22 protein-coding genes are annotated in these 23,093 nt (G+C 64.5%); 9 read left to right on the forward strand and 13 right to left on the reverse strand.

The window, feature by feature from the left end; translation table 11 throughout:
* Window position 1 precedes the first annotated feature (1 nt).
* Entirely contained in the window at window positions 2–472 is a 471-nt protein-coding gene (locus tag EP380_RS14930; protein ID WP_127599177.1) for a group III truncated hemoglobin, read from the reverse strand.
* Between the two features lie 213 nt (window positions 473–685).
* Here EP380_RS14930 and folE point away from each other — a divergent pair, with 213 nt between their 5' ends.
* From folE to EP380_RS14955, 5 genes are all read left to right on the forward strand, one after another.
* A complete protein-coding gene (gene folE, locus EP380_RS14935; RefSeq protein WP_127599178.1) occupies window positions 686–1,360 on the forward strand; it encodes a GTP cyclohydrolase I FolE in 675 nt (224 codons plus the stop codon).
* An 81-nt stretch (window positions 1,361–1,441) separates the two neighbouring features.
* Window positions 1,442–1,873 (forward strand): DUF5602 domain-containing protein, encoded by a 432-nt coding sequence (locus EP380_RS14940; RefSeq protein ID WP_106571908.1) that lies wholly within the window; start codon window positions 1,442–1,444, stop codon window positions 1,871–1,873.
* The gene (locus EP380_RS14945) at window positions 1,870–2,391 is read left to right on the forward strand and encodes a plastocyanin/azurin family copper-binding protein (RefSeq protein WP_127599179.1); all 522 of its coding nucleotides are present in this window, start codon (window positions 1,870–1,872) and stop codon (window positions 2,389–2,391) included. The genes EP380_RS14940 and EP380_RS14945 overlap by 4 nt, the downstream gene beginning before the upstream one ends.
* Before the next feature lie 28 nt (window positions 2,392–2,419).
* The gene (locus tag EP380_RS14950; protein ID WP_127599180.1) at window positions 2,420–3,121 is read left to right on the forward strand and encodes an RNA polymerase sigma factor; all 702 of its coding nucleotides are present in this window, start codon (window positions 2,420–2,422) and stop codon (window positions 3,119–3,121) included.
* Window positions 3,118–3,843 carry an MOSC domain-containing protein gene (locus tag EP380_RS14955; protein ID WP_238719881.1) on the forward strand — a complete coding sequence of 242 codons (726 nt, stop codon included), beginning with the start codon at window positions 3,118–3,120 and terminating at the stop codon, window positions 3,841–3,843. Before EP380_RS14950 ends, EP380_RS14955 begins: the two co-directional genes overlap by 4 nt.
* A gap of 27 nt (window positions 3,844–3,870) precedes the next feature.
* Here the strand turns inward: EP380_RS14955 and EP380_RS14960 are convergent, their stop codons facing one another.
* Window positions 3,871–4,470, reverse strand: coding sequence for a Tim44/TimA family putative adaptor protein (locus EP380_RS14960; RefSeq protein WP_127599182.1), 600 nt, complete (start codon window positions 4,468–4,470; stop codon window positions 3,871–3,873).
* Window positions 4,471–4,540: 70 nt separating this feature from the next.
* Window positions 4,541–6,136, reverse strand: a complete 1,596-nt coding sequence (gene ctaD, locus EP380_RS14965) for a cytochrome c oxidase subunit I (RefSeq protein WP_127599183.1) — start codon at window positions 6,134–6,136, stop codon at window positions 4,541–4,543.
* A 319-nt stretch (window positions 6,137–6,455) separates the two neighbouring features.
* Between ctaD and EP380_RS14970 the strand changes: the two genes are divergently transcribed.
* Window positions 6,456–7,346, forward strand: a complete 891-nt coding sequence (locus EP380_RS14970) for a LysR family transcriptional regulator (RefSeq protein ID WP_127599184.1) — start codon at window positions 6,456–6,458, stop codon at window positions 7,344–7,346.
* Window positions 7,347–7,368: 22 nt separating this feature from the next.
* Here EP380_RS14970 and EP380_RS14975 read toward each other — a convergent pair whose 3' ends face one another.
* The 9 genes from EP380_RS14975 to EP380_RS15015 form a co-directional block, all read right to left on the reverse strand.
* Window positions 7,369–8,544 (reverse strand): iron-containing alcohol dehydrogenase, encoded by a 1,176-nt coding sequence (locus tag EP380_RS14975; RefSeq protein ID WP_127599185.1) that lies wholly within the window; start codon window positions 8,542–8,544, stop codon window positions 7,369–7,371.
* An 82-nt stretch (window positions 8,545–8,626) separates the two neighbouring features.
* On the reverse strand, window positions 8,627–10,012 hold the full coding sequence (locus EP380_RS14980; RefSeq protein ID WP_127599186.1) for an aldehyde dehydrogenase family protein: 1,386 nt from the start codon (window positions 10,010–10,012) through the stop codon (window positions 8,627–8,629).
* A 20-nt stretch (window positions 10,013–10,032) separates the two neighbouring features.
* A complete protein-coding gene (locus EP380_RS14985) occupies window positions 10,033–10,452 on the reverse strand; it encodes a type II toxin-antitoxin system VapC family toxin (RefSeq protein ID WP_127599187.1) in 420 nt (139 codons plus the stop codon).
* Window positions 10,449–10,865: a DUF7662 domain-containing protein gene (locus EP380_RS14990; RefSeq protein ID WP_127599188.1), complete on the reverse strand. Its 417-nt coding sequence runs from the start codon at window positions 10,863–10,865 to the stop codon at window positions 10,449–10,451. Before EP380_RS14990 ends, EP380_RS14985 begins: the two co-directional genes overlap by 4 nt.
* 75 nt (window positions 10,866–10,940) lie before the next feature.
* Entirely contained in the window at window positions 10,941–12,311 is a 1,371-nt protein-coding gene (locus tag EP380_RS14995) for a glutamine synthetase family protein (RefSeq protein WP_127599189.1), read from the reverse strand.
* 117 nt (window positions 12,312–12,428) lie between these two features.
* A complete protein-coding gene (locus EP380_RS15000) occupies window positions 12,429–13,481 on the reverse strand; it encodes a TRAP transporter substrate-binding protein (RefSeq protein WP_106571920.1) in 1,053 nt (350 codons plus the stop codon).
* A gap of 119 nt (window positions 13,482–13,600) precedes the next feature.
* Window positions 13,601–14,923, reverse strand: coding sequence for a TRAP transporter large permease (locus EP380_RS15005; RefSeq protein ID WP_127599190.1), 1,323 nt, complete (start codon window positions 14,921–14,923; stop codon window positions 13,601–13,603).
* Complete coding sequence (locus EP380_RS15010; protein WP_106571922.1) at window positions 14,923–15,429, reverse strand: TRAP transporter small permease subunit; 507 nt, start codon at window positions 15,427–15,429, stop codon at window positions 14,923–14,925. Before EP380_RS15010 ends, EP380_RS15005 begins: the two co-directional genes overlap by 1 nt.
* A gap of 27 nt (window positions 15,430–15,456) precedes the next feature.
* Window positions 15,457–16,245, reverse strand: coding sequence for an N-formylglutamate amidohydrolase (locus EP380_RS15015; RefSeq protein WP_127599191.1), 789 nt, complete (start codon window positions 16,243–16,245; stop codon window positions 15,457–15,459).
* 146 nt (window positions 16,246–16,391) lie between these two features.
* On the opposite strand from EP380_RS15015, the gene EP380_RS15020 reads away from it, so the two are divergent.
* The 3 genes from EP380_RS15020 (at window position 16,392) to EP380_RS15030 (ending at window position 21,733) form a co-directional block, all read left to right on the forward strand.
* Window positions 16,392–17,222 carry a MurR/RpiR family transcriptional regulator gene (locus EP380_RS15020; protein WP_127599192.1) on the forward strand — a complete coding sequence of 277 codons (831 nt, stop codon included), beginning with the start codon at window positions 16,392–16,394 and terminating at the stop codon, window positions 17,220–17,222.
* Window positions 17,223–17,416: 194 nt separating this feature from the next.
* On the forward strand, window positions 17,417–18,598 hold the full coding sequence (locus tag EP380_RS15025; RefSeq protein ID WP_106571924.1) for an efflux RND transporter periplasmic adaptor subunit: 1,182 nt from the start codon (window positions 17,417–17,419) through the stop codon (window positions 18,596–18,598).
* Window positions 18,599–18,613: 15 nt separating this feature from the next.
* Window positions 18,614–21,733 carry an efflux RND transporter permease subunit gene (locus EP380_RS15030; protein ID WP_127599193.1) on the forward strand — a complete coding sequence of 1,040 codons (3,120 nt, stop codon included), beginning with the start codon at window positions 18,614–18,616 and terminating at the stop codon, window positions 21,731–21,733.
* Window positions 21,734–21,910: 177 nt separating this feature from the next.
* Here the strand turns inward: EP380_RS15030 and EP380_RS15035 are convergent, their stop codons facing one another.
* Window positions 21,911–23,086, reverse strand: a complete 1,176-nt coding sequence (locus EP380_RS15035; RefSeq protein ID WP_106571926.1) for an ABC transporter substrate-binding protein — start codon at window positions 23,084–23,086, stop codon at window positions 21,911–21,913.
* Window positions 23,087–23,093 lie beyond the last annotated feature (7 nt).

The raw sequence follows: 23,093 nt of genomic DNA on the forward strand, positions 1-23,093 counted from the left end.
CTCAGCCCTCGCCCGGCGGCGTCGGATCGGTGCCCGCCGCGACCCCTGCCGCCGGCAGGCGGTAAAACATCGCAAGTTTCAGGCTGGTGGCGATCCGCTCGGCCCGTTCGACGAACACGGCCGCGAGCGCCGGTTCGCAACGCTGGGAAACCGTCTGCCGAAAAAGGTCGAGCCAGATATCGAAATCCTCCGGGCGCACCTGTTTCAGCTTGATGTGGGCCGGCACGGGGCGGCCGTGATAGGCTCCGTTGCGCAGGATCACCGAACACCAGAAATCGGTCATCTTCTCCAGATGCGGTTCCCAGGCCTGGCCGATCTCGCCGGCAAAGATCGGCCCCAGGCGCGGATCGGCGCGAACCCGACCGTAAAAATCGCGCACCAGCTGGCCGATGAAGGCCCGGTCGACGCTGTCGGGAACCGCAGGCTCGCGCGGCTGAACCGGCCGGGCGCGCAATGAAAAGCGATCGGACATGGTGCCTCTAAAAGAGATATTTCAAATATAGCTTTTAACGCCCCCGAGGCTGCGCCGCAAGGGCGTGCATGTCGCACCCGCTGGCGACGGCGCGCCCGCCGCGCTTCGCAGACGGACCGGAAAACCGCCGCGTCGGACGGGCGCGGTTTACCGGGAACCTGCGGCCGCATCCCGCATCGAACGGTTGAATGCAACCGACACGGAGAACCGGATATGAATATCACAGCCGACCATCTGCAGCGCCCGACACGCGCCACGACCCTGCCTGAAGACCGCGATTACGCGGCCGCCAAAGCGCAGCCGCGCCGAAGCGACACCCCTGTTCCGACGCGCAGCGAAACCGAGGCCGCCGTGGCGGCGCTGATACGCTGGGCCGGCGACGATCCGGCCCGGCCCGGCCTGGTCGACACCCCGGCGCGCGTGGCGCGCGCGTTCGAAGACTGGTTTGGCGGCTACGGCCTGGTGCCCGACAATATTCTGGGCACCACGTTCGACGAGATCGGCGGCTACGCGGACCCCGTCGAGCTGCGCGACATTGCCTTCTTTTCGTGGTGCGAACACCACATGGCGCCGATCCGCGGCAAGGCGCATATCGCCTATCTGCCCGATCAAAGGGTTGTCGGTATCTCCAAGCTCGCCCGGCTGGTCGATGCCTTCGCACGCCGGCTCCAGATCCAGGAACGCATGACCGATCAGATCGCCGCGGCGATCCAGCGGGTGCTGCAACCGGCCGGCGTGGCCGTCGTCATAGAAGCGCAGCACGACTGCATGCGCTCGCGCGGCATACGGGCCTGCGGGACCAGCTTGATGACGAAAGCCATGTCCGGCGCCTACCGCGAGAATGCGGCTCTGCGCGGCGAATTCCTGGCCTCGCTTCAGTCACGCTGAAAGCGCCGGGAACCTTTTCGGCCCGCACGCATCCAATCGGCATCGCCCCGCGACGGGGCGGAAGATGAAAAGGACAGACCGATGAGAACAATCCTTTCGGGCGCGGTTGCGCTCGCCCTCCTTCTCGCCCCTGCCGCGCCGGCCCTGGCGCACGGTCCCGACGAGGCGGTCGCGAAATCGCCGCCGGCCGCGCCCTACCAGCAGGTGTCGAAGCTGGTGAAACTGCCCGACTTCATCCCCGGCCTCGGCCAGCTTTTCGTCGATCCGGCCAGCCTGCCCGCGGGCCCCTTCCTGGCCTATGATCGCGACGGCGCGCTGGTCAGCACCATCTACATGATCCCAGTCGCCGATCTGAACCCGGACACCACCTTCGACGACCTGGCCGTGCCCGGCGGTACGGTCGACCATGTCGATATCTACTATAATGCCGGTCATCCCGGCGTTGAGGTGCCGCACGCGCATATCGTGTTGTGGCATGTCGCGGCCGGCGAGGAGGCGCGGGTCGGACAATGACGATCAGCAGGCGTCGATTGCTGTGGGCGGGGGGCGGCTTGGCCGCCCTCCTGCCCGCACTCAAACGGCCGGCCCTGTCGGCCGGCATCGTCGAGATCACCATGGGCGGCCGCGACAATGGCGCCCATGTCTGGTTCGACCCGATAGGCGTTCTGGTCGAGCCCGGCCAGACCATCCGTTGGACCAATCGCGACCCGGGAAACTCGCACACCGCCACTGCCTACCACCCGCGAAACGACGATCGGCCACAACGCATGCCTCAGAACGCGGCGCCCTGGAATTCCGATTTCCTGTTGCCGGAAGAATCCTATTCGCTCACCCTCACGCAACCGGGCGTCTACGACTATTATTGCATTCCGCACGAACATGCGGGCATGGTCGGGCGCATCGTCGTCGGTGCTCCGGTCAAGGGCGGATGGACCGAAGACGACAGGGCCGGCGACCTGCCCGAGGTTGCGCTGCGCGCCTTTCCGCGCGTCGACGAGATCATGGCGCGCGGCATCGTGCGGCGCTCGTGACGGCAAAAGGCAACGAAACGAGGTTGTGATGGAACAGCGTCTTTTTACCCGCACCGAACCGGCCCCCGCCGACGACGCAGACCTTGTCGCCCGCGCCAGGAGCGGCAGCGAGGAGGCGGTTCGCCTGCTGGTTAGAAAAAACAACCGGCTCCTGTTTCGTCTCGCGCGCGGTTTCGTGCACGACGACGCCGAAGCCGAGGACGTCGTGCAGGAAACCTATGTGCGCGCCTTCAGCCGGCTCGACGGATTTCGCGGTGAGGCCGCGGTCTCGACCTGGCTGTCCAGGATCGCCATCAACGAGGCGGTCGGCCGCCTTAGAAAACGCCGGCCCATGGCCGATCTCGCCGAGTTGGAGACCGGCGCGGCGGGCCCGGCTGGAGACAATGTCGTCATGTTCCCGATAGTCCCGAGCGCACCCGACCCGGAAACCGAGACCGCCCGCGAACAGATCAGGGCGACCCTGGAACGGGCGGTCGACATGCTGCCGCCCGCCTTCCGCACCGTGTTCATCCTACGCGACGTCGAAGGCATGAGCACCGAAGAGACCGCCGCCCATCTGTCGATCCGGCCCGAGACAGCCAAGACCCGTCTGCATCGCGCCCGGCGCCTGTTGAAAAGAGCGATCGAGAAGGAGCTTTCGGCCAGCTTTGCCGATCTGTTTCCGTTCGACGGCGACAGATGCGCCCATATGGCCGACAAGGTGATCGAGCGGCTGGGGCAAAGCCAGTGATAGAAACGGCAAAGAGCAAAGGCGCGACGTCGGGTTTCGTGGCCGAAGCTGTACTGGTCGGCCAGGTCGCGCCGCTCGGACCGAGGCGGATTGCCAGCGGCATCCGCAAGGCGCCGGTGGCCGGTCCCGTGCGGCTGACCCGCGAGGGGCTGGTCGGCGACCAGCAGGGCGACCGCAAGCACCACGGCGGCCCGGAAAAGGCGCTTCACCACTATCCGACCGACCACTACCCGACCTGGCGCGAACACCATCCCGACACCGTCGCCACCTTGGCTACGATCGGCGCCTTCGGCGAAAACCTGTCTTCGCGCGGCGTCACCGAGGCCGATATCTGCATCGGCGACATCTTTCGCCTCGGCGGAGCGACGGTTCAGGTCTCGCAGGGGCGGCAGCCCTGCTGGCGCCTCAACGAGCGTTTCGGCGAGCCGCATATGGCGCGCCGGGTTCAAGAAAGCGGCCGGACCGGCTGGTATTACCGGGTGATCGAGGAAGGCGACATCGAGGCCGGCATGACGGCCGAGCTGATCGACAGACCGGCCGGGGCCTGGCCCCTGGCCCGGCTGGCGCACACGCTCTACCGCGACACGCTGAACCACGACGCGCTTGCCGAGATGGCCGAACTGGCCGTTTTGTCGACCTCCTGGCGCGATCTCGCACGTCGACGGCTCGCCCGCCGCGCGGTCGAAGACTGGACGTCGCGGCTTTCGACGCCGGCCGGCTGAGCGCAACCGGATTGCCGGCTCGAAAGACTACTCCGTGTCGGTCGCGACGAGCAGCCAGGTGGCGGCGCGCGATCTGTGCTCCCTGCGAAAAGTCCACAGATCCACCGCCTGCAGCAGGCGGGCAGCCTCTTGCCACGGCATGTCCGCGGCATTGGAGCGTTCCGAGACGAAAATCTCCGAACCGAACCGCACCTTGACGATCGCCGCCAGCTCATCGAAGGCGGTGTCGACGATTTCCGCCTGCTGCAACGCGACGAATGTCAGCCACAAATGCCGGCCATTCGCCTCGCGCCGTTCGATCTCCCTGGCGAACACCTCCAGCACGGGTGGATCAAGCAAAGGCGCGAGGTCGTCGATCCTGCCGGCCGCGTAGCTCTTGAGGATGAACTCGTAGGCGCGCCTTGCTCCGCCCAGGAACTGGGCTTCGTTGAAAGCCGCGCCCGCCGCCGCGTTGCACGCAGGCGACATCGCCTGCGACGGCGCCACCGGCGGCGGCAGGCCGGAACTCAACAGCGTTTCCCGGCCATGCTGCTTGTGCCATTCGTGCCAGACAAGCAGATAGGCCCAATAGACGGCCAGAAAGATCACCGGGGCAAGGCTGACGCCGGTCTCGGTCGTCTCGGTCATGACACCACTCCTTCAAGCGACGGGTTCCTCGGGCTGTGTGAACGGCCCGCATCCGCCGCGCGTCCCCGTCTCAGCCAATCTTCGGCAAGCGCTCGAACTGGTGGAACGGCGGCGGCGACGGCAGCGTCCACTCGAGTGTGGTCGCGCCCCCGCCCCACGGGTTCGAGGCCGCCAGCCGTTTGCGCAAGAAGGCATCTGCGACCGTGACGAAGAACACCAACAATCCGAGCGCGGAAATGTAGGACCCGAGCGAGGAGACCAGGTTCCAGCCGGCGAAAGCGTCGGGAAAGTCGACATAGCGGCGCGGCATTCCCGCAAGCCCCAGGAAATGCTGCGGAAAAAACACCAGGTTCACACCGACGAACGTCAGCCAGAAATGTAGCCGGGCCAGCGGCTCGCTGTAGAGATAGCCCGTCATTTTCGGCAGCCAATAGTAGAAGCCGGCGAAGATCGCGAACGCCGCGCCCAGCGACAAGACATAGTGGAAATGGGCGACGACGTAGTAGGTGTCGTGCAGGGCGCGATCGACGCCCGGATTGGCCAGGACCACCCCGGTCACCCCGCCGATCGTGAACAGCATCACGAAACCGAGCGCCCACAGCATCGGCGCGCGAAAGCTGATCGAGCCGCCCCACATCGTAGCGAGCCACGAGAACACCTTGACCCCCGTCGGCACGGCGATGACCATCGACGCGAAAGCGAAATAGCGCTGCGAGGAAAGCGAAACACCGGAAGTGTACATGTGGTGCGCCCAAACCACGAAACCGATCATGCCGATGGCGACCATGGCGTAGGCCATACCGAGATACCCGAAGATCGGCTTCCTGGAGAAGGTCGAGATCACATGACTGACGATGCCGAAGGCTGGCAGGACCATGATGTAGACTTCCGGATGACCGAAGAACCAGAACAGGTGCTGATAGAGTACCGGGTCGCCGCCGCCGGAAGGAAGGAAGAAGGTGGTGCCGAAATTGCGGTCGGTCAGAAGCATGGTGATCGCACCGGCAAGCACCGGCAGCGACAGCAGCAGCATGAACGCCGTCACCAGCATCGACCAGGCGAAAAGCGGCATCTTGTGCAGCGTCATGCCCGGCGCGCGCATGTTGAAGATAGTGGTGATGAAATTGATCGCGCCGAGGATCGATGACGCGCCCGACAAATGTATGGACAGGATGACCAGGTCGACCGCGGGGCCTGGCTGGCCGGAAATCGCATAGGGCGGATAGAGCGTCCACCCGCCGCCATGGCCGTTGGTGCCGGGGCTGCCCGGTACGAACAGCGACAACGCAAACAGGAGAAACGAAACCACCAGCAGCCAGAACGAAATATTGTTCATGCGCGGGAAGGCCATGTCCGGCGCACCGATCATGATCGGCACGAACCAATTGCCGAAACCGCCGATCAAGGCGGGCATGATGACGAAAAAAATCATCACCAGCCCGTGGGAGCTCACGAACACGTTGAAGAGCGCGGGATCGGCAAAGAACTGCAGGCCCGGCTGCTGCAGTTCCATCCGGATGCCGACCGAGAGCGCGGTTCCCAGCACCCCGGCCAGCATCGCGAAGCCGAGATAGAGCGTGCCGATATCCTTATGGTTGGTCGAGAAAAGCCAACGGCGCGCTCCCCGCGGACGATCGTGTGCCTGGCCGGTCGCATATTCGGACATCTCGGGCTCCTGTCGTTCTTCCGCTGCGCATCGACGTCGGCATCGTCTCCGCAAGCGGTCCTGGTCCGGCGAACCGGCCGCGCGCCAATGCCCCCGAGCGCGTGACCGAACGGGGGGAGTGACGTTCCTCCCGTGTGGACCCTGCCCGTTCGGCCACGCCTTGCTGTTGATGCCGGTCGTCCCGGCATTCACCCGTTCGCTATCCGGTTGGAGCTGGTGAAGGTCGCGAACGGAACATGATGAGCCTAGCCCGACCTATCCGAAAGACAAGCGGAATTAAATGCTGGTTAAATGCAAAAATATTGCATTAAATACAGGTATGGACATCGATCGGGCGCGCACTTTTCTGGCAATCGTGCATACGGGCAGTTTTCTGCGTGCCGCCGAACGGCTGCACGTCACGCAGACCACCGTGAGCGCGCGTATCAGGACGCTGGAGGACGAGCTCGGCCGCCGCCTTTTCGTGCGCAATCGCAACGGAGCGAGACTAACCGCCGCCGGAAGCGAGTTCGAGCGCTTCGCCCAGATGTTCGTCCAGGTGTGGGAAGGGGCCAGGCAGCAGCTCGCCGTTCCGAGCGGCCGCGACGGCGTGGTCAGCCTCGGCGCCGAACTCAGCCTGTGGAGCCCGCTGCTGGTCGAATGGATGGCCGAGATGCGCCGCCGTCAGCCCCGGCTTGCGGTGCGCGCGCATGTCGGAATTCCCGACCGGCTGATCGAGGATCTGCGAACGGGCGCACTCGACGTGGCCCTGCTCTATGCCCCCCAATTGCTGCCCGGCTTCAAGGTGGAACTCCTGCGCGAAGAGCATCTCGTTCTGGTGCGTGCCGTCGGCCGGAACGACGAGCCCGCCCCGTCCGAGGACTATATCTATGTGGACTGGGGGGCCGCCTTCTCGGCCCAGCACGGCGCCCATTCTCCGGCTTTCGGCGAGCCCGGCACCTATGTCGGCTTCGGCCCGCTCGGCCTGGCCTATCTTCTCAAGGTCGGCGGCAGCGGTTATTTCCGGCGCGGCATGGTCGCGCCGCTGATCAATGCCGGACAGCTCGAACTGGTCGAGAACGCGCCGCGCTTCACCTATCCGGCCTATGCGGTCTATCCCGAGGACGTCGACCAACGCCCCCAGATCGGCGCCGCCCTGTCGGTGTTGCGCAAGGTCCTGGCCGACGACGCGGCGCAGGCATCGGCCGCTAAACGCAGCACCCCGCGCTGAAGCAGCTAAGACGAGGCAACCGTCAAGAAACGGCGCCCTCGATCGCCGCCTCCAGGATGCTGCGCGCGCCCTCCGTCGTCAGCGCCACCGGATTACCGCCGGCGGTCGGGTCGACGATTGCCATTTGCGCGATCAGCTCCTTGCGGTCCGCATCCATGTCGAGCCCCGCGATCAGATCGCCGAGCCGATGCGGCACCTCGAGACAGTCGCGCAGGGCGAGGACCGTACGAAAAAAACCGTCAAAACCGCCGGAAATGCCGCAATAGGCCGCGAGCCGGGCGATGCGTTCGTCGATCGCCGGGCGGTTCGCCGCCAGCACATAGGGCATGAACACCGCGTTGGTCATGCCGTGATGGGTGTCGTAGAGCGCCCCGACCGGGTGCGAGAGCGCGTGGATCGCGCCGAGCCCCTTCTGGAAGGCTGTCGCCCCCATCGCCGCGGCCGCCATCATCCGCGCGCGCGCGGCAATGTCGCTGCCATCCAAAAACGCCTTGGGCAGGTTTTCCAGCACCAGGCGTACGCCCTCGGCCGCGATCCCGTCCGCCATCGGATGGAAGCCCGGCGCGCAATAGGCCTCCAGACAATGCGCCAACGCGTCCATGCCGGTTCCCGCGGTAATGAAGGGTGGCATGCCGACGGTAAGCTCCGGATCGGCAATGACGACCGCCGGCAGCATTTTGGGATGAAAGATCACCTTCTTGGTGTGTGTGGCCTCGTTGGTGAGCACGCCGGCCCGCCCGACCTCCGAGCCGGTTCCCGCCGTCGTCGGCACCGCCACGATCGGCGCGACGGCCTCCGCGTCGGCACGGGTCCACCAGTCGCCGACATCCTCGAAATCCCAGACCGGGCGAGTCTGGCCGGCCTGGAAGGCGATCAGCTTGCCGAGATCGAGCGCCGACCCGCCGCCAAAGGCGATCACACCGTCATGGCCGCCCGTCGCAAAGGCCGAAACGCCGGCCGTCAGATTGGCCTCGACCGGGTTGGGCTTGACCTCGGAAAAGACGCCGTGAGCGATGTTGGCCTCCGTCAAAATCGCCAGCGCCCGGCCAACCACCGGCAGCCTGGCCAGGCCGGGATCGGTGACGAAGAGCGGGCGGGCAATGCCGGCCATGCGCAGCGCCTCGGGCAACTCCGCGATGCGGCCCGGACCGAAGCGGATCGCGGTGGGAAAACTCCAATTGGCGGTCAATCTGGTCATGGCTGTCGGTTCGCTGGATTGGACGGAAAAGGAAATCTCGCGATCCGCACGCGGCGGGGCCGAGCAACGGACATGCGAAAGGTCACGACACCTCCCGCAGATGATAGCTCTTCGGCCGGGTCAGGTTCTCATAGCCGACCACCGACATCGCCCCACCCTTGCCGGTATCCTTGACGCCGGTCCAAACGAGGCCCGGATCGACATAGTCGCAGCGATTCATGAACACCGTACCCGTCTCGACCCGGTCGCCTATCGCGGCGGCATGGTCGGTGTCGCGCGTCCAGATCGAGGCGGTGAGCCCGTAGGGACTGTCGTTCATCAGCGCGATCGCCTCCTCGTCGTTTCGCACCTTCATGATGCCGACGACAGGCCCGAAGCTCTCCTCGCGCATCACGCTCATCTGGTGGTCGACCTCGGTCAGCACCTCCGGCGCGATATAGGGCGAGCCCGGCAGGTCCCGTTCCACGCGCATGCCGATATGCGCCCGCGCGCCCTTGCGCAGCGCCTCGGCTTTCTGCTCGCGGATGAAATCGGCGAAGCGCGCCTGCGCCATCGGCCCCATCGTGGTCGCCGGATCGAGCGGATCGCCGACAACGTAGTTTTTCGTTTCGGCCACGAAACCGTCGACGAAATCGTCATAGATGTCGGCATGCACGTAGACCCGCTCGATGCCGCAACAGCACTGGCCGGTATTGTAAAAGGCCCCGTCGACCAGATTGGCGATGGCGTGGTCGAGCTTGGCGTCGGGCAAAACGTAGGCGGGATCCTTGCCGCCGAGCTCGAGGCCGAGCGTGGTGAAGGTGCCGGCCGCCGCCTTTTCGATCGCGCGCCCGCCGCCGACCGAGCCGGTGAAATTGCAATGGTCGACCTTGCCGGACGCCAGAAGCCGCTCCGTCTGGCCATGGTTCATCACCAGGTTCTGGAACAGACCTTGCGGCAGGTCAGCCCCGTCGAACGCGGCCTGGAAACGCTCGCCGACCAGAAGGGTCTGCGCGGCATGTTTCAGGATCACCGAATTGCCGGCCATCAGCGCGGGCACGATCGAATTGACCGCGGTCAGATAGGGATAGTTCCACGGCGCGATGGTGAAGACGACGCCCAGCGGCGCGCGTTTGAGATAGCGTCGGAAACCGGGCCTGTCGTCCGGCGGGACGAACGGCTTGAGCGCGGTCTCGGCCAGTTCCACCATATAGCGGGTGCGTTCCTCCACGCCGCCCTTTTCGCCACCGTAACGCACCGGCCGGCCCATCTGCCAGGCAAGTTCCGGCACGATCTCGTCATTCATGGCCAAAAGCGCGTCGAGGAAGCCGAGCAGGTATTTCGCGCGTTCGGCAAGCGGCGTCTGCGCCCAATCCGCCTGCGCAGCGCGCGCTCGCTCCGCCGCAGCATTGATTGCCTGGTCGGAAGCGACTGGCCGCTCTGCGTAAACCGAGCCGTCGACGGGGGATTTCAGCTTCACGGTTTCCAAGGTTTTTTTCCCTACTATCTTTAGCAAGCGAGCGTTCGAACATGGCCCTCGCGCCCATATGCGAGGATCGGCCGATCACTGGTCACCAGGACGAAATCATGGGACCACGCCGTCGAAACCAGCATCCGGTCCATGGGGTCCCCGAGAATCTCTCCCGGCAGGAAGGAAGAGGCGATCATGATCGGTGGCGAAACCGGGCTCAGCTTGGCCTGCATCTGTTCGATGAATCTGTCGAAAAAATCGAGTGGCGCCAACGGCAAGCTCAATTGTCCTTTCGCCACTCCCACGCCCATCTCCCAAGCGGAAATTGGAGAGACGTAGAGGCGGCCATCGTGAGCCGCCTCTGAAATTGCGCGATCGGCTTCAGGATCAAGGCGCGTGTCGTTGGCCACGAATATCATCGCGCAGGTATCCAGAAGAAGGTCGGCCGCCTCAATCATTTCAGCCGGTCCTCGCCAAGATAACCTTGATCCCAAGGCTCGTCGCTAAATGGCTGAGTGACGTCGAACCCCTCTTGGACCTTGATCATGCCCTTCATGAAGCCAAAACACCGATGCCGCGGACGCGGGGACGTCGGCGATCCATTGGAAGAACCGCTTCTGCTTCGCGCTTTGCGAACACGGCGGAACACGAGCTTCTCGCCCACGACATCTACAGATTCCGTCTCGGAACGCGCAGAAAGCCATTCCTTGGTCATGACGTTGTTTCTGAAATTGTTGCTCCACCATGCCCGGCGAGACTTAGATGGCGGTAATTTGCCGTTCAGCACGCGCTCGATATCCGCGAACCTCATCGGGATATAGTCGCGACCCTGACTCTTTAGGAATGTCTGCAAAGGCTCGTACTTGCTCATTGCGTTTCTCCCAGGTCGACGATCACAACAATTCAACCACACATATATTTAGTGTGTTTGTAAGTGTGTCGACCTTCAATATCTCTCGAACCCCCGGTGCAGTTCCCAGTCCGTCACCCGGCGGTCATACTCGAGCTGCTCCCACCGGGCTGTGTGGACGTAGTGCTCGATCACCTCCTCGCCGAGAGCCCGCTTGAGCATTTTCGACTTCGCCATCGTCTCGGTCGCCTCGCGCAGAGTTTTCGGGATCTCCTTGAGCCGCGCGCCATGATAGGCGTCGCCCTCGAAGGGGTCGGCGAGCTCGAGATTTTCCTCCACGCCCGCCAGACCGGCGGCGATCAGCGCGGCGAAAGCGAGATGGGGATTGAGATCGGCGCCGCCGATCCGGCACTCGATGCGAATGCCCTTGGTTCCCTCCCCGCACAAGCGAAAGCCGGCCGTGCGATTGTCGCGGCTCCACACGATCTTGGTCGGCGCGAAGGTGCCGACCTGGAAGCGCTTGTAGGAATTGATGTAGGGCGCCAGGAACCAGGTAATTTCGCGGGCATATTTGAGCTGCCCGGCGACCCAGGCGCACATCAGCGGCGTCATCGTATGGCGGGCGGACTTGTCGAAAAACAACGGCGTCTCGCCATCCGCGCTCCACAGCGAATTGTGGATGTGGCTCGAATTGCCGGCGAGCGCATAGTCGTATTTGGCCATGAAGGTGACCGACTTGCCCATCGCCGTGGCGATATCCCTACAGCCGGTCTTCAAGATCGCGTGCCGGTCGGCCATCTCCAGGACCTCGGCATAACGGACATTGATCTCCTCCTGCCCCGGTCCCCATTCGCCCTTCGAGTTCTCCACCGCAATGCCCGCCCCCTGGAGCCCGTTGCGGATCGCCCGCATCACCGCCTCTTCCTTGGTGGTGAGATGGATGACGTAGTCCTCGATATAGGGCGAGGTCGTGTCGAGATCGCGCCAATTCTTTTCGCGCGCGCTGCGATAGGTCTCCTCGAACAGGTAGAATTCCAGCTCGGAGGCGAAATAGGCCAGCCATCCGCGCTCCCGCAGCCGCGCCGCCTGGCGCTTGAGAATGCCGCGCGGCGAGTGCGGCAGGTCGCCATGCGTGGCGTGATCCTGGATGTCGCAGATCACCAGCGCCGTCTTTTCCAGCCACGGCAGGGGCCGGATGGTGGCGAGGTCGGGCTTGAGAACGAAATCGCCGTAGCCCTTGGTCCAGCTCGCCGCCTTGTAACCCGGCACCGGCTCCATATCGATGTCATTGGCCAGCAGATAGTTGCAGCCATGAGTCTCGCCGTGGGCGCTCTCGACAAAATAGCTGCCGATGAAGCGTTTGCCGATCAGCCGGCCCTGCATGTCGACGGCAGCAGCCAGCACCGTGTCGATCTCGCCGGCCGCGACCGCCCGTTTCAGTTCCTCGAAAGTCATCATTGCCGACATGAAGCTCCCCGCCGGTCGCCCGGCCCGTTTCGTTCTGCCGGGCCCTAGCCTTCTCGGCGGGCCCTTGCGGGTGCGCCGGCCGGGCCGAAAATTCGGTCCGGCCGGCCGCAGCGGCGCCTAGCCGTAGCGGTAGGGCGGGCCCGCCTTGCGCATGGTGTCGCGGTATTCCTTCAAGATATTGACCACGCGCGCGCTGCGATCGCTTTCGGCGGCGATCTCCTCCCACAATTTTTCGGCCGCGTCCTCGACCTGCTGCCATTCGGATTCGGGAATCGTGGTCAGCTCCAGCTTGGTGCCGCCGGTCCTCAGCTTGGCCTCGCCGCCCCAATACCAGTGCTGGCGATAATAGTGCGAGGAATCCATGCACAGCCTGAACAGCGTCTGCAGCCGTTCGGGGATCGCGTTCCAGCGTTCAGAATTCGCGAAGAACGAGCCAATCCAGGCACCGGTGATGTTGTTGGTCAGGAAGTAGTTGGTGACGTCGGCCCAGCCGACCGTGTAGTCCTCGGTGATGCCCGACCAGGCCATGCCGTCGAGCTCGCCGGTCTGCACCGCAACCTCGGCGTCCTCGTAGGGGATGTTGACAGGTACCACCCCGAACTGGCTGAGAAACCGCCCGGCGGTCGGGAAGGTGTAGACACGCAACCCCTTCAGATCCTCCAGGCTGCGGATCGGCTTGGTGGTGTTGAAGTGGCACGGGTCCCAGGAACCAGCGCTGAGCCAGGTGACGTTCTCGACCTCGGAATAGGCTTCTTCCCAGATCTCCTTGAGCCCGTACTGGTTGAACAGCACCGGCACGTCGAGCGAATAGCGCGTCGCCGAAGGGAAATAGCCACCGAACACCGACACGTCGACCGGCGCCGCCATGGAATCCTCGTCGCTCTGCACCGCGTCGATCGTGCCCGCCTGCATGGCCCGGAACAGTTCGCCGGTCGGCACGATCTGGTCGGCGGTATAGAGCTCGATCACCATTTCGCCGTCGGCGACGGTGTTAAAGGCGTCGATCGCCGGCTTGATGACATGTTCGGCGAGCGCGACGCCGGCATAGGTCTGCATGCGCCAGCGGATCGGGCTTTGGGCACGCACATACGGCGTGGCCAGCGTCGTCGCACCGGCGGCGGTGACACCGGCAAGCCCGGCCTTCTTGATGAATTGGCGTCTGTTGTGCATCGTCTCTTCCTCCTGTTCGTTCACCCTCTTCAGGCCGCCCGCGTTGGGCGCCCCGTTGGCTCGCGGTTTTCGGACCTCACCTCCTTTCGCATCGGCTTCACGCTCGAAGACCTCCGTCTTTAGCGAAGATAGACATGCTGCGGCAGCCACAGCGCGATCTGCGGAAACGCCATCACCACGACGAGGCCGAAGACCATCACCGCGACGAACGGAATAATGGACCGATAGATGTCGCCCAGACTGATTTCCGGCGGCGCCATGGCGCGCATCAAAAACAGATTGTAGCCGAAGGGCGGGGTCATGTAGGCGATCTGGCAGGTGATCGTGTAGAGGACGCCGTACCAGATCAGATCGAAGCCGAGCAGCTTGACCAGGGGCACGTAAAGCGGCGCGACGATCACCAGCATCGCCGTATCGTCGAGAAACATACCCATGATCAGGTAGGAAAGCTGCATCAATATCAGCACTTCCCAGGGCGTCAGGCCGAGCCTGTCGACGAAGAAATGCTCGATTGCCTTGACCGCACCGAGTCCGTCGAAGACCGCGCCGAAGCACAAGGCGGCGACGATGATCCACATGAACATGCACGAAACCGCCAGTGACTTGCGCACCGTGTCGTGCAAGACCGTGCGCGTCAGCCGGCCCTTGACCAGCGCGGCCAGCGTCGCCGCCACCGCGCCGACGGCGGAGCTTTCAACCAGGCTGGTATAGCCCATCAGGAAAAGCCCGGTCATCATGAAGAAGATGAAGAACGGCAGGATGCCGGCCTGCAAGAGCCGCAGCTTCTCGCGCAGCGAGACATTGCGCTCGTCGGCCGGCAGAACCGGACCGAGATTGGGCTGCAGCCAGCAGCGCACGGCGATATAGACGATGAACAGACTCGCCATCAAAAGGCCGGGAAAGACACCGGCCAGCCAGAGCTGGCCGACCGGCTGGCGCGCGATCATGCCGTAAAGCACCAGCACCACGCTCGGCGGCACCAGGATGCCGAGCGAGGACCCGGCCTGGATGACGCCGGTCACCATCACCTTGTCGTAGCCGCGCCTGAGCAGTTCGGGCAGCGCGATTGTCGCCCCGATCGCCATGCCGGCGACCGACAGGCCGTTCATGGCCGAGATCACCACCATCAAGCCGATCGTGCCGATCGCCAGCCCGCCGCGCACCGGCCCGAACCAGACATGGAACATCTTGTAGAGATCGTCGGCGATGCCGGATTCCGACAGCATGTAGCCCATGTAGATAAAAAGCGGCAATGTCAGCAGCGGATACCATTTCATCAGCTTCATCGCCGCCGAGAAGCCGAGTTCGGAGCCTCCTGTCCCCCACAGAAGAAGCGCGAAGATCACCGCGACGAAACCGATCGCCCCGAAGACGCGCTGCCCGGTCAGAAGCAGCACCATCATGGAGGAGAACATGGTGACGGCGATCAGTTCGTAGCCCATCAGAACTCCTCGCCGCGAAGCCGCGCGACATCGCGGAAGAACTGGGCCAGCGCCTGCAGGATCATGAAAACGATGCCGACACACATCACGATCTTGATCGGCGCCATATAGGGGGCCCAGGCCGAATAGCTCTTCTCGCCATAGTGCAGCGCGTAGCTGGTGCTGGAAAACCCGCCATAAAGCAGCATGGCGAGATAAAAGATCAAAAACAGGATGGTGACGGCGTCGATCGCGGCGCGCCGCCGCAGGCTCCAGCGGCCATAGATCAGGTCCATGCGCACATGGGCGTCGTTCTGCAACGACCAGCCGCCGCCGAGCATATAATAGCCGACCATCAGGAACTGGGCCATTTCCAGCGTCCACAGCGGCGGGATCGCCACCGCCTTCATGATGGAGGAATACAAAAGCACGCCCATGATCGCGAAGATCAGATACATCGCAAACAGGCCGACGACCCGGTTGACCGCGTCGACGACGCGCACGAACCGCTTCACCGGCTCAGGCATTGCGGGCCTCCGCCTTGGCCGGTCCGATCATTGCCGGTACGCCCCCTTGCGCGCTGCGTAGCCCATGCCGGCCAGTATGTCGTAAAACCGCCCGGCCCACAGGCGCTGCCCCTCCTCGGTCGCGATCTCATCATTGCGGATTTCAATCATCGCACAAGGCAGGTTTCGCGTACCAGCATGCCGTGCAAGCGAATAATAGACGCCGTCCGACGGTGCATAAGGCCGATTGTCGCCGACCGCGACGTTCGGCAGCCGCCCCAGACCGGCCAGCATCGGTTGCGCCATGCGCCGGTCGGCATCGTGCACGATGCCGACATGCCAGGGTCTGGCAACGCCACGATAGACCGGCGTGAACGAGTGGACAGACACCACGGCAATCGTCCGGCCGGCCGCAAGCCGCTCCTCGATCAGCCCGGCGACGGCGGCATGAAACGGCGCGTGCGCCATCGCGATGCGCCGCGCGCGACCCCTGGCATCCAGGCCGCGATTGCCGGGCACCGGCGTCGTTTCGCTGATCTCGGGCACGAGGTCGGCCGCGTCGGGCAGGCGATTGCAGTCGGCTACCAGCCGCGACACGGTCGATTCGATCAGCGCGGCATCCAGCCGCGCCGCCATGGCGCGCGCGACCGCGGCCGCGCCCGGATCCCAGGCGATGTGGCTTTGCAAGATGTCGGCGGACAGGCCGAGACCGGCCAGTTCGGCTGGAACGCGGTTGGAGGCGTGCTCGCACAAAAGCACGAGCGGACCCGGTGCCGAACGCCCGCTAAGGCGGACCGGATCGAACGTCTCCGCAAGCTGCGACGGCGCCGCTCCCATTGTTTGCGCAGATCCCCTTTTTTCGTAACGTATCGTACGTTTTTATGATGTTGCGCGTTGGTGAATGATTTCATACATATTTCGCGGACGTGTCAAATGGCTTTTCCGTCGGCGGCAAGGCGGCGCGCCGCAAACAGGAGGGCGTCTTGGCCACAAGCATTGCAGAGCTGATCGCGGATCGGATGGATGCCATGCCGACCGGCGAAAAGCGCGCCGCGCAGACGCTGATCGCCAATTATCCGCTGATCGGGCTGAAGACCGTCGCCGACTTCTCGCACCAAGCCGGCGTCAGTTCACCGACCATTCTGCGCTTCATTGCCAGGCTCGGGTTCCACAATTACGCCGAGTTCCAGTCCGCCCTGCAGGACGAGCTCGCCGCACAGCTCCAGTCCCCGCTCACGCGCACGACACAGCCCTCGCCCGCGCGCGGCAGGACGGCGCAGACAGTGGACGCGACGCTGGAAAACATCCGCGGAACGTTCCAACACGTCTCCGACCGCCAGATCCGCGACATCGTCGCACTGTTGTCGAACCGGCGCTGCGGCATCCATTTGGTCGGCGGTCGCTTCACCGACCCGATCGCCCGCTATATGGCAGCCCACCTGACCATCGTCCGCTCAAACGTGTCCCATCTCGCCGGTCAGGAAAGCAATTGGCGCGACCGGCTGATCGACATGGGCAAGCGCGACGTGCTGGTCGTCTTCGACATCCGCCGCTATCAGGACAGCCTGCTGCGCTTCGCCGAAATGGCGGCCAAGCGCGGCATTCACATCGTCCTGGTCACGGATCAATGGCTGTCACCCATCGCCCGCTTCTCGCGCCACGTCATTGCCGGGCGCACGGCGGTGCCGTCAGCCTGGGACTCTTCGGCCGCCTTGTTCGTGATCGCCGAAATCCTGATCGGCGAACTCACCCGCGCCTTGGAGACCGAGAGCCGAGGGCGCATCCGCGAGATGGAAGCGCTGCGCGGCGGCTGAGATCGGCGCCGCAAAGGCGATAAACATGGACAAGATTTAACATTTTTCGGCGTGCAGGCACGCCGGAGAATTGTCATAAAGACAGCCTATTGACCGTTTGCGAGGCCGGTCTCGCTTGCGCGCGCTTTTTTGGCGGCGACATGAGAGCGAGGGCAAGCCACAATGGCACATGTCCGGCGGTCCCGGAGTGATGGATGTCGATCTGGAAGCAAATCGCGCTAACCCTGCTGGTGCTGCTTGTCGCGGCGGCGATCTGGGCGCGTTTTTTCCCCGGCGCCGACCAGCAGCTCGCACGCTGGGGTCTCGACTGGGGCCCCGGCGCGGCGACCGACGGCGGGAGCGGGCGCGACAGCGGTCCGGCCAGCGGCCGCGGCGGCCGCCCGCCGCAAGGCGGCGTCGTGACCGTGGCCGTGCTCGAAAGCACCATCAACGACCGTCTCGTCGCCATCGGCACCGGGCGGGCAGCGCGGTCGGTTACCGTGACGCCCTTCGCCAGCGGCCGCATGACCGAATTGCTGGTCGAATCGGGATCGATCGTCGACGCCGGCGACGTGATCGCCCGGCTCGACGCCGAAGCCGAGCAGATCGCGTTTGACCGGGCCCGCATCGCGTTGCGCGATGCCGAAGCCCGCCTCGAGCGCGTGCGCGCGCTTCGTGCCTCCAACACCGCCAGCGCGGTCCAGGTGACCGATGCCGAGCTCGCCGTCGACAATGCGCGTCTGGCGCTGCGCGACGCCGAACTGGAACTGTCGCGGCGCTCCATCGCCGCGCCGATCGGCGGCACTGTCGGCATCCTGCCGATCGCCGCCGGCAATTATGTCACCGCGCAAAGCGAGATCGCCTCGATCGACGACCGCTCGGAAATCCTGGTCGATTTCTGGATTCCCGAACGCTATGCCGGCACCGTCACGGTCGGCTCGCCGCTGACGGCCGCCGCCATTGCGCGTCCGGGCGAAACCATTCAAGGCAGCGTCAGCGCGGTCGACAACCGCATCGACGCCGAAAGCCGCACGCTGCATGTCCAGGCCCGCCTCGACAACAGCGCCGACAGGCTGCGCGCCGGCATGTCGTTCCACGTTTCCATGCGTTTTCCCGGCGACACCTATCCCGCCGTCGACCCGCTGGCCGTGCAATGGGGCGCCGACGGCGCATTCGTGTGGGCGGTGCGCAACGGCCGCGCAGAGCGCGTAGCGGTACGGATCGTCCAACGCAATGCCGACAGCATCCTGGTCGACGCGCCGCTGGCGCTGTCCGACGCCGTCGTCACGCAAGGTATCCATGCCGTACGCGAGGGCGCGGAAGTGCGTCTGGCAAGCCGCGACGGTGAAGCCGCGGCGCCTCAGACCGGGACTTCGCGCCCCGCCAGCGGGTCGTAGGGCGGGTCACGGGCAATGAGTACAAAAACCGATCCCGAACTCGGCCTGACGGCGCTCTTCGTCCGCCGGCCGGTTCTCGCCTTCGTGATGAACACGCTGATCGCGGTGGCCGGCCTCGCCGCCCTGCTAGGCGTGGAGATCCGGGAACTGCCGGAAGTCGACCGGCCAGTGATCACCATCCGAACCGAATATCCGGGCGCCTCGGCCGAAACCATCGATCGCGAATTAACCGGCCTGATCGAGGGCGCCGTGTCGCGCATCGCCGGCGTGAAATGGATTTCGTCCTCGTCCTCTTTCGGCCGCAGCACGGTGACGGTCGAGTTCAACGACAGCGCCAATATCGACACCGCCGCCTCCGACATGCGCGATGCCCTCGGCCGGATCGCGCACGAACTGCCCGAGGACGCCGACGCCTCACGCATTATCAAGGCGGATTCCAACGCCCAGCCGGTCATGAGGCTCGCCGTCACCTCCGCCACCATGTCTGTCCAGGACATGACCGTGCTGGTGGAGGACGAGATCGCCGACCAACTGGCCTCTGTTGCCGGCGTGGCCGATGTCCAGATCTATGGCGAACGCGACAAGATCTTCCGCATCGACATCGATCCCGCCCGGCTGGCCAGTCTCGGCCTGACCGTCGGCGACATCCGCAGCGCATTGTCGTCGATGGCCTTCGACGCCCCGGCTGGCTCGCTGACCAGCAACACCCAAGACCTGATCGTGCGCGCCTCCGCCACGGTCGCCACGCCCGAAGCGTTCGAGAAGATCGTGGTTAAGGGCAATACGCGCCTCGGGGATTTCGCCTCCGTGACCCTGGGCAAGGATCTCGGCGAGACCCAGTTGCGCGCCAACGGCAAGACCGGCATCGGCATGGGCGTGATCCGCGCGGCCCAGTCGAACACGCTCGAGATATCGGCCGGCATCCGCGAGGCGGCTGAGCGCATTCGCGAGAACCTCCCGGAGGGTGTCTCGATCGACGTAACCAGCGACGACGCAACCTTCATCACCGGCGCCATCCATGAGGTCGAGATCGCGCTCGGCATCGCCGTTTCGGTGGTGCTTTTGATTATCTTCCTGTTCCTTTGGGATTTTCGCGCCACGATCATTCCCGCCGTGGCGATCCCGGTCGCGCTGGTCGGAACGGTGGCCGCCATCTATCTGGTCGGCTTTTCGATCAATATCCTAACACTGCTCGCGCTCGTTCTGGCGACCGGCCTCGTGGTCGACGACGCCATCGTGGTGCTGGAAAACATCGTCCGGCGGCGCAATCAGGGTCTCGGCCCGCGCGCTGCGGCCGTACTGGGCACAGAGGAAGTGTTTTTCGCCGTCCTGGCGACCACCGCCACGTTGATCGCGGTGTTCGTGCCGCTGTCCTTCCTGCCCGGCCAGACCGGCGGCCTGTTCCGCGAGTTCGGCTTCGTGCTGGCGATCTCCGTTTTTCTGTCGTCGCTGGTGGCGTTGTCGCTGTGTCCGATGCTCGCCTCGCGCTTTCTGCGCACCGGCGAGGAGGCGCAAAGCCAAGGCGCGATGGGATCGCTGGGCCGCGGCCTATCCAAACTGTATGCACGGATGTTGCGCGTGTGCCTCGACGCGCCGCTCGTCGTCGTCGTCGTTTCCGCCCTGATCGCCGGGTCGGCGGCCCTGCTCTATCCGACCATCAAGTCCGAACTGACGCCGCGCGAGGACCGTTCTCTCGCCTTCATGCGGGTGTCCGCGCCGCAGGGCGTCAGCCTCGACTATTTCGCTGACCAGATGCTGCGGATCGAGGCCCTGCTCGCGCCGATGCAGGAGCGCGGCGAGATCGAAAGCACGTTTTCCATCGCGGGCTCCGGCGGGTCGTCCAACGGCGGCTTTCTGGTGATGCGCCTGGCGCCGTGGGACGCGCGCCAGCGCTCCCAGCAGGAAATTCTCGACGAGGCAAACGCGCTGGTCGCTCAGGTGCCGGGCGTGCGCGCCTTCGCCTTCCAGCCCAACAGCCTGGGCATACGGGGCGCCGGCAGCGGCCTGCAATTCGCCGTCGCGGGCGCCAATTACGCCGTGCTGAACGAAACCGCCGCCGCGATCGTGGCCGAGATGGAAAAGGATCCGCGCTTCCGCCAGGCGCGCCTGTCCAGCGACACCACCCAGCCCCAACTCGCCGTCAGGATCGACCGCGAGCGGGCGAGCGATCTCGGCATCGAGATCGCCGGCATGGGCGAGGCCCTGCAGGCCATGCTCGACGGGCGTAAGATCGGCACCGTGTTCATCGACGACCGCAGCTTCGACGTGAAGCTGGTTTCCACCATCAATCCGATCAACGATCCCACCGATCTGGAAAACATCTTTTTGAAGACGCGCGACAATCGCTTCGTGCCGGTCTCCACCATCGCCACGCTGACCGAAATGGCGGTACCGCCGTCGCTGTCGCGCGAGCAGCAGATGCGCGCCGTTTCCGTCACCTCGGCGCTCGACGCCGATTTCGCGCTCGGATCGGCCTATGAACGCGCCTTGAAGATCGCCGAGCCGCTGCTGCCACCCGGCTACCGTATCATCCCGCTGGCCGAAACCGCCACGCTCGGCGAGCAGTCGGAAAGCATGATGACAACCTTCGGCTTCGCGATCGTCATCATCCTCCTGGTGCTGGCGGCGCAGTTCGAAAGCTTCGTCAGCGCCGTTATTATCATGGCGACGGTGCCTCTGGGACTCGCCTGCGCGGTCTTCGCCATGCTTTTGACCGGCACAACGCTCAACGTCTACAGCCAGATCGGCCTGGTGCTGCTGGTCGGCATCATGGCCAAGAACGGCATTTTGATCGTCGAGTTCGCCAATCAGCTTCGCGACCGCGGCCAAAACGTGCGCGAGGCGATTGAAAACGCCGCCAATGTCAGGCTGCGCCCGGTGATGATGACCATGATCTGCACCATCGTCGGCGGCGTGCCGCTGGTGATGGCCAGCGGCGCGGGCGCCGAAGCGCGCGTGGCGCTGGGCTGGGTGATTGTCGGCGGCCTCGGGCTGGCGACGGTTTCGACCCTGTTTCTGACGCCTGTCGCCTATCTGGTGCTTGGCCGCTTCGTCACGCCCAAGGCCCAGGAAGAGGCCCGGTTGCACAGGGAAATCGAGCAGGCGCAGCGTCCGGCAGCGACGCCAGGCGAATAAGCCCTTCGGATCCAGCGGCGCCGTTCTGCGTTTTACCGAAGCGCGGATCGGCGCTCGAACATGTTGCTTTAACGCTTTTCCGGACGGCGAACCGGCTTCCGCTTCGCCTGGAAACGCTCACATAAAAGAGGCCGCGCGAAGATTATCGCGCGGCCTTCGTCGTCTGGTTTCTGTCGATCAGTTCGAGGTGGACGGATCGATACGGCCGACCTCAACCCATTTGTCGCCCACGATCTTGGAGATGATGATCAGCTCGCCGCCCTGGTGGTCGGGGCCGACATCGACGGGAACGTCGTTGATCACATCCTCGAACTTCACGCCTTCCATGGCCGTACGGAAACTCTCCGACGTCAGGTCCGGACCTGCAGCCTCAAGCGCCATGACCAGCGTCTTGGCCGCTCCGTAGCCGAGCTGCGCGGCCGTGTCCGGCGCATTACCGGTATAGGCCTCGTAGCTTTCCGCCCACTCCTTGACCTCGGGAACATCGAGCCTGGCCTCGAAATCGACCCAGCCGGCCGCCGCGTAGTAGCCTTCCGTCACTCCGCCGGGCACCTTGGCAACGGCGGTGTTGAAGCCTGCCGACGAACCGATGAAGGCGACATCGGTCCAGCCAAGCTTCTTGGCCGTGCCGAAAGCGACGATGGTCTGACGCACGCCGAGCGCCGTGGCGACGATATCGCAGCCCGCATCCTTCAGCTTCTGGATCGAGCCGACGAAATCCTGCTCGTCGGGCTTGTGGGTGGTCTCGGCCGCCCAGGTCAGCCCCAGCTCCTCGGTCTTGCTCTTGGCGCCCTCCTCGATTTCCTTGCCGAAATCGGACGGGATGTACATTGCGCACACTTCCTTGGCGTCGTCCTGCTTCACCAGGAACTCCACGCCCGCCCGGATCTGATCATAATAGGACGAGAAACCGGTATATTTATAGGCGATGTCGCCTTCGATCATCTGGCGCGCGGCCGTCAGCGGCGACACGTTGGCCACTTCTTTCGCTTCCATGATCTTGAAGCCGGCGATGTTGTGCGGCGTGCCCAGATTCAGCAGCATGGCGAACACCTTGTCGGAATTCACCAGCTTGTTGAAGTTCTGCACCGCCTTGGGCACCTGATAGCCGTGATCCTCGACCACGAAGCGGATCTTGCGTCCGTGAATTCCGCCCTGTTCGTTGACTTCGTCGAACACCTGCTGCGCCGCCTTGATGGCGCCGACATTGAAGGCGGCGAACACGCCGGACAAATCACCGTTGGAGCCGAGCACGATCTCGTCGTCGCTGACGCCCTGGGTGGCGTTGGCGGCCGAGGCCATCCCGGCCGCCAACGCGGCGGCGAGGATGGATCTGGTCAGTGTCTTCCTCATGGGTATT

Origin of the sequence: Nitratireductor alexandrii, assembly GCF_004000215.1 — a bacterium.
In the GTDB taxonomy this organism is placed as follows: Bacteria; Pseudomonadota; Alphaproteobacteria; order Rhizobiales; family Rhizobiaceae; genus Mangrovimarina; species Mangrovimarina alexandrii.

Coding starts and splice junctions, on each gene's coding strand:
- EP380_RS14930 (WP_127599177.1), bottom strand. CDS start 472: ATGTCCGATCGCTTTTCATTGCGCGCCCGGCCGGTTCAGCCGCGCGAG.
- folE (WP_127599178.1), top strand. CDS start 686: ATGAATATCACAGCCGACCATCTGCAGCGCCCGACACGCGCCACGACC.
- EP380_RS14940 (WP_106571908.1), top strand. CDS start 1,442: ATGAGAACAATCCTTTCGGGCGCGGTTGCGCTCGCCCTCCTTCTCGCC.
- EP380_RS14945 (WP_127599179.1), top strand. CDS start 1,870: ATGACGATCAGCAGGCGTCGATTGCTGTGGGCGGGGGGCGGCTTGGCC.
- EP380_RS14950 (WP_127599180.1), top strand. CDS start 2,420: ATGGAACAGCGTCTTTTTACCCGCACCGAACCGGCCCCCGCCGACGAC.
- EP380_RS14960 (WP_127599182.1), bottom strand. CDS start 4,470: ATGACCGAGACGACCGAGACCGGCGTCAGCCTTGCCCCGGTGATCTTT.
- ctaD (WP_127599183.1), bottom strand. CDS start 6,136: ATGTCCGAATATGCGACCGGCCAGGCACACGATCGTCCGCGGGGAGCG.
- EP380_RS14970 (WP_127599184.1), top strand. CDS start 6,456: ATGGACATCGATCGGGCGCGCACTTTTCTGGCAATCGTGCATACGGGC.
- EP380_RS14975 (WP_127599185.1), bottom strand. CDS start 8,544: ATGACCAGATTGACCGCCAATTGGAGTTTTCCCACCGCGATCCGCTTC.
- EP380_RS14985 (WP_127599187.1), bottom strand. CDS start 10,452: ATGATTGAGGCGGCCGACCTTCTTCTGGATACCTGCGCGATGATATTC.
- EP380_RS14990 (WP_127599188.1), bottom strand. CDS start 10,865: ATGAGCAAGTACGAGCCTTTGCAGACATTCCTAAAGAGTCAGGGTCGC.
- EP380_RS14995 (WP_127599189.1), bottom strand. CDS start 12,311: ATGTCGGCAATGATGACTTTCGAGGAACTGAAACGGGCGGTCGCGGCC.
- EP380_RS15000 (WP_106571920.1), bottom strand. CDS start 13,481: ATGCACAACAGACGCCAATTCATCAAGAAGGCCGGGCTTGCCGGTGTC.
- EP380_RS15005 (WP_127599190.1), bottom strand. CDS start 14,923: ATGGGCTACGAACTGATCGCCGTCACCATGTTCTCCTCCATGATGGTG.
- EP380_RS15010 (WP_106571922.1), bottom strand. CDS start 15,429: ATGCCTGAGCCGGTGAAGCGGTTCGTGCGCGTCGTCGACGCGGTCAAC.
- EP380_RS15015 (WP_127599191.1), bottom strand. CDS start 16,245: ATGGGAGCGGCGCCGTCGCAGCTTGCGGAGACGTTCGATCCGGTCCGC.
- EP380_RS15025 (WP_106571924.1), top strand. CDS start 17,417: ATGTCGATCTGGAAGCAAATCGCGCTAACCCTGCTGGTGCTGCTTGTC.
- EP380_RS15030 (WP_127599193.1), top strand. CDS start 18,614: ATGAGTACAAAAACCGATCCCGAACTCGGCCTGACGGCGCTCTTCGTC.
- EP380_RS15035 (WP_106571926.1), bottom strand. CDS start 23,086: ATGAGGAAGACACTGACCAGATCCATCCTCGCCGCCGCGTTGGCGGCC.